Genomic DNA, 4,926 nt, shown 5'->3' on the forward strand with positions numbered 1-4,926 from the left:
CTATACAACTACTTCCAACGCTCCGCCTTTGTGAGAATCCCCTGTAAGCGGTTTAGCCTTTCGACTATCGCTACGTTGCACCAGTGACACTTATTCCCTCCACATGCAACGCATGCCAATCCGTAAAACGGACACGCAGAAGCAGGCAAAGCTCGATCTATGATGCTTATTTGACGATTTTAAACACGGATTAACGAAGACTTATCATTTTGAGTCTTGATCTAAACACTGTTTATTGTGAAAATAGAGTTCAGGTACAAGCCTTAGTGTGAAATCATAACGGTCGCCAAACCTTATGATCTTCGTTATTCGATGTTAGCGCATCAAATAACTGCGTACCGCTGAATATAAAGCGAAAGCCCATTGAGTTTCAATACTCAATGGGCTTTTTCTTTTTCAAGCACTTATCATTTTGGGTCTATGACGCAAAAATCGCCATTTTTTCCATATCCACACTGCTTTTTCATCACACGAACACACGGTTTAGATTCCTCTCCAACAGTACAGCTTCCAATATCAAACTGGATACCTTGCTGTCTTAAGCTCTCGATCTGAGGGATATTTTCTAAAGGTTTGATATAAACACTGAATAACCAAATGATGCCAAGCATCAGAATGGCGAAAATGCCTAAAATAATAGTGATGATTTTCCATGAAAATTGATCACTAGTTGATTCAATCGAGTTTTTTAAATGTCCAAGTGCCTTAGCGGTCTTGATAAGCTCTACTGTACCCTCCTGTAAGCCCGTATTTAGCGATTTTGATACAGTGCTATGGGTTTGCTCTGCGATGACCTTCTGAATATGTTCTTTCGTGATTTGAAGCTCTTTAACGGCCTGATTGACGAGATTCTGCTGTTGTTCCGCAACTGCCATCAGTGCATATAACTTTTTTTCATCAGGTGTCATCGGCTCATCCCTCTAAACTTCATTGTTTTCTGTTGCTCTCGTTCTAATTTCTGCTGTTCTTTGTACTGCTGTAAGGCAAGCTGTTTAAAGCTGTCAAAATCAGCCTTAAAGCTCTCAATGCCCTGTTTAATTTCTTTGTCTGAAATAGGGCTGTTTTTGAGTTCTTTCAGGTCTTTTTTCGGGTCGCCTAAGTCTAGTCGCTCAAGCTCTTTATAGGCTGTACGTGACTGTTGCAAGGCTTCCCTGATTTCAGGATCTTTGGCTTGGCTTGGTAATAGTTTCTTTTCGGGTTCTTTGTCTATGCCTTGCTCTTTATAGCTTCGCATATCAATACGGCTGTCAATTTGGTGTTTTTCCAAATGGCTATTGCATAAATCCGCCCACCTTTGGCGTAGGTCTTTAATATCAGTTTTTCGTTCCTGGTAACTCTTGCCTGTATTGTCTTTTTTAGCTCCGCCACGTTCAGGATTTTTGCTGTTATAGCGTTTGAAATATTGCTCTGGATCTCGTTCGATTCCATCTTGCAGACGTTCATTAAACATGAGATGCACGTGGGGCTGATCGTTGCCGTCCATTGCTTTAGGGTTATGAATCGCAAACTGATATGGATATTTTGAGCCGATCTCGGACTGAATGAAGTCCTCAACCAGTTCTAGACGTTGTTCGGCATTCATCTCTCTAGGCAGGGCAATTTCATATTCTCGATAGGTACTGCCATTTTTGCGCTCGTAAAGGTCGGCTGCCTCCCAAAAGGTAATGGGATTATGTTCAGCCCATTTCGGCATATTCCCATAGGCACTATGTTCAAGGTCAGTTTCTGCCTGTTCCTGTTCCTGTTTCAGCTTCTTTTCTTCATCCCGATCAATATATTCGGCATGCGGTGCTGCTTTTCCTGCTTTACCAACTTTGACACTCAATCGAGCAATTGCCATTAGGTCTTATCCTGTTCCTTTTTTCGGTTACGTTTTTTCTTAAATGCTCTTTGATCAAGTATCGAAGCCCACATCATAATGATGATAATTAGCGGTGCTGCGATCACGCCAAAAGTAATATTTTTGATTTTTCCCAGTACCTGTTTTAGTTGCATACTGTTGCTCCTAGCTTTGGTACTTCTTTTTTTCATTCAATTTTCAATTGAATGAAAAAAAGAAGTTTCAGGGTTTTAGGGATGAAGTCCCTAACGTGCTTAGGTTTCTCAATGAAATTGAGAAACGTCTAAGCGCGCCATCAAATTTTTGATGGAAGTACAGGCGACAATATCTAGAACGACTTTAACAAAATTACGTTACTCGAATGTAAATATTTTGTTATCGTTCTTTGAGTATTGAGCCTGTGCTTTTGCGGTATCTGAATTAATGGAATTGAATATGAATAATGATTGGCTGTCTGAAAAAATCACCTATATTTCTGCTTTAAAGAATCCGAGTGATGCTCAAAAACTTTTATTGGAATTAGCTCAAATCCAATACCGTACACCCGACCAAGAGAAAAAATTGAATGCTTTAATCAAGGCTGAAAAAGCCATAGATCGAGCGAATAAGCAAAAAATAGCAGTTAGAAAATTACTGAATGCAGAAAAGGAAGCTGAACGAAAAGCTCGTACGCGTCATCTCATTCAATTAGGCGCACTTTTTGAAATTGCTAACCTAGATCAGCGTGATCCAGCCGAATTACTTGGAGTTTTGCTTAAAACTGCTGAAATTGACCCAAATGATATGAAATGGCAGATTTGGAAGGATTTAGGGCTAGAAACCTTAAATAGTAAAAACCGTTAATTATTAAAGATAGAAAGTCAAAATTAACATTTTGGCTTTCTATCTTTATGTTTTAAATAGTTTTTAATTTTATGAATTATACCTATCTTTCCATTCTGAATAATTTACAATCATTAAGATATGGAAGATTAACCACCATAAATAGATACTAGGGACTTTATAATAATAATTAGAAGGCATGTAACCATGTGAAATTTGGTTACGATGATCACCATAAACTTTGTCTAGTAATAATATTCTTAAGTTTTCAGATATTTTCAAGGTTAAACTTTCTTGAATGATAGAATTGTTTAATAATTTTTTTAAAGCATCTCTCTCTTGAGTATCATCCTCATATAAAGTAGTTGGTTCTTTTCCATAATATTCCAAAATTGATCGTAAAGAGTTTTCTATTTGAGGTACTAATAAGTGACATGCAGTTAAAAAATCACCTCTAAAACCAGCAAATATTCCCTTAGCAAAATAACTTAAATGTCCTTCGGGAATGAATGGATTATTTCTAAATAAATCATAAAAATACTCCTCATCAAGGTGGTAACTTTGAACGATGCTACATAACATCGGATAAATTTTATTAACTACAGAATACTCATGCCTATCCTGTAATTTTTTTACTAGTATTTCAGATATTTTTTCAGAATTCTGATCACTAGTCTTTGGTGGAATTTTGGCAACAGGAATAGCATCATGATCTATATATTCACTAGAAAAAATATCTGACAATAAACTAGTCTTTTTAAGTTCTTCCTCTGCTTGTTCTTTTAAGGTTCCTATATCTTCAGGAAAATTAATATACACTGCGAATCTCATAAGAGTATCAAATAGATCTTTACCTAAAACCTTTTGAGTCACAATTTCTTGTACTTCTTTAACTTCTAAAGAAGGACGTGGAATTACATAAGATGACTCCATACCATCTCTTTGATAATCCCGCATTAATTCGTATAAACTAATTCTTTCATTTCTTGAATCTTTCACATTACGAAGAGATTCTATTGCTCTTTTTACAAAACTAGCAGCTACTAGCCCATGCTTTCCTTCTGCCTGTTTTAAAAAACATTTAGAAATTTCTTTATAAATTTCATTCGTCAATTCTTTATCTTTCATCAAATTAGAAAGTCTTAAAAGAGAGCAATACAGTCTTTCTTCTAAAAAGTAACTTTTATCCTTTTGAGCATTAATAATTGATCGCTCAAGTAACTTTTTTAATTTTTCTAAATCTATATCTTTAGGAGCAAAATCAATAAGCATATCTATCAATCTAAGATACCAACCTGTGATATCAGGAGCCGATAAACAAATCTGTTGAAGTAGATTTACAGTATCTAAAAATAAAACTTGAACATTAGAATTACTTTTTCTTACAGACGAACATAAGTAAAGAGATCTATGAAAAACCTTTATTGCATCATCAAGATCATTTTTTTTAATTAACAGTTCACCAGTATCTTTAAAGTTACTAATAGCAATGATTAAAGAGTCAATCTTTCCTACTTTTCTAATCCACAAAAGGTCTGCAATTTTCGCTTTTAAGAACTTATTATCAATTTCTAAATAAAAATCTCTTAAAATTTCCAAAATTTCTTTAGGAAAGTCATTAGGAATAATTCCTCTTTTATCTTCATAGAAAAATCTAGCTTTGTAAGGCTCAACAGAATCACTAGGATCAAACATCATACTTACTACTGAAGCTAAAATTTTGAACGGAATAGAATCTATATGTGAATAAAGTAGTTTTTCTAAATCATGAGCATTATAAATTTTATCTTGTTCAAAAATTGCATTTACATTTGAAGATTGAAAGTCTTCTAAAGTTATATCTTGATCAGAAAATCTCATAATAATACCGTAATGTAATTAAATATTAATATTCAAATAGCCTAAGCAGATATAATTATATGGAAGTATTTACCCTATATCCTTCCCAATAAAAGCAAAAGCTCTCAACCTCTCAACTCGCCCCAAAGCGTCGCACTTCGTGCTTTGGCTTTGGAAACGGTTGAGAGAGTTTCGGCAATACTTTCCCTAAAGGCGGTCATTTAAAAAAATGACACATCCTTTAAGTATTGCCGATTTACCGTATATTCTTTTGGCTTCGGAGCCACGTATATCGGTCGTATCCGCACATAGTTTTGCTGACTATGCAGACAAGGACTAAAGGTCTTGCACCTTCTCCCACACGCTCCCTGTCGAAGTATGGCGATATCTCTGCGAGGGTTTCCCCAACATGCAACTTAACCGAC

The 4,926-nt window shown here is 35.5% G+C and carries 5 protein-coding genes; 1 reads left to right on the top strand and 4 read right to left on the bottom strand.

The window, feature by feature from the left end; translation table 11 throughout:
• Nucleotides 1–407: 407 nt before the first annotated feature.
• From ACXM0J_RS18510 to ACXM0J_RS18520, 3 genes are read right to left on the bottom strand one after another with little or no spacing between them, the layout of a single operon-like run.
• Nucleotides 408–908, bottom strand: a complete 501-nt coding sequence (locus ACXM0J_RS18510; RefSeq protein WP_057081809.1) for a hypothetical protein — start codon at nt 906–908, stop codon at nt 408–410.
• On the bottom strand, nt 905–1,840 hold the full coding sequence (locus ACXM0J_RS18515) for a MobA/MobL family protein (protein ID WP_416697813.1): 936 nt from the start codon (nt 1,838–1,840) through the stop codon (nt 905–907). The genes ACXM0J_RS18510 and ACXM0J_RS18515 overlap by 4 nt, the downstream gene beginning before the upstream one ends.
• Complete coding sequence (locus ACXM0J_RS18520) at nt 1,840–1,995, bottom strand: hypothetical protein (protein WP_479750721.1); 156 nt, start codon at nt 1,993–1,995, stop codon at nt 1,840–1,842. Before ACXM0J_RS18520 ends, ACXM0J_RS18515 begins: the two co-directional genes overlap by 1 nt.
• A 280-nt stretch (nt 1,996–2,275) precedes the next feature.
• On the opposite strand from ACXM0J_RS18520, the gene ACXM0J_RS18525 reads away from it, so the two are divergent.
• Nucleotides 2,276–2,683, top strand: coding sequence for a conjugal transfer protein TraD (locus tag ACXM0J_RS18525; RefSeq protein ID WP_416697810.1), 408 nt, complete (start codon nt 2,276–2,278; stop codon nt 2,681–2,683).
• 69 nt (nt 2,684–2,752) lie between these two features.
• Here ACXM0J_RS18525 and ACXM0J_RS18530 read toward each other — a convergent pair whose 3' ends face one another.
• Nucleotides 2,753–4,522, bottom strand: coding sequence for a DUF4209 domain-containing protein (locus ACXM0J_RS18530; RefSeq protein WP_416697809.1), 1,770 nt, complete (start codon nt 4,520–4,522; stop codon nt 2,753–2,755).
• Nucleotides 4,523–4,926: the final 404 nt, after the last annotated feature.

The organism is Acinetobacter sp. GRABPA_MV_2 (assembly GCF_056725885.1).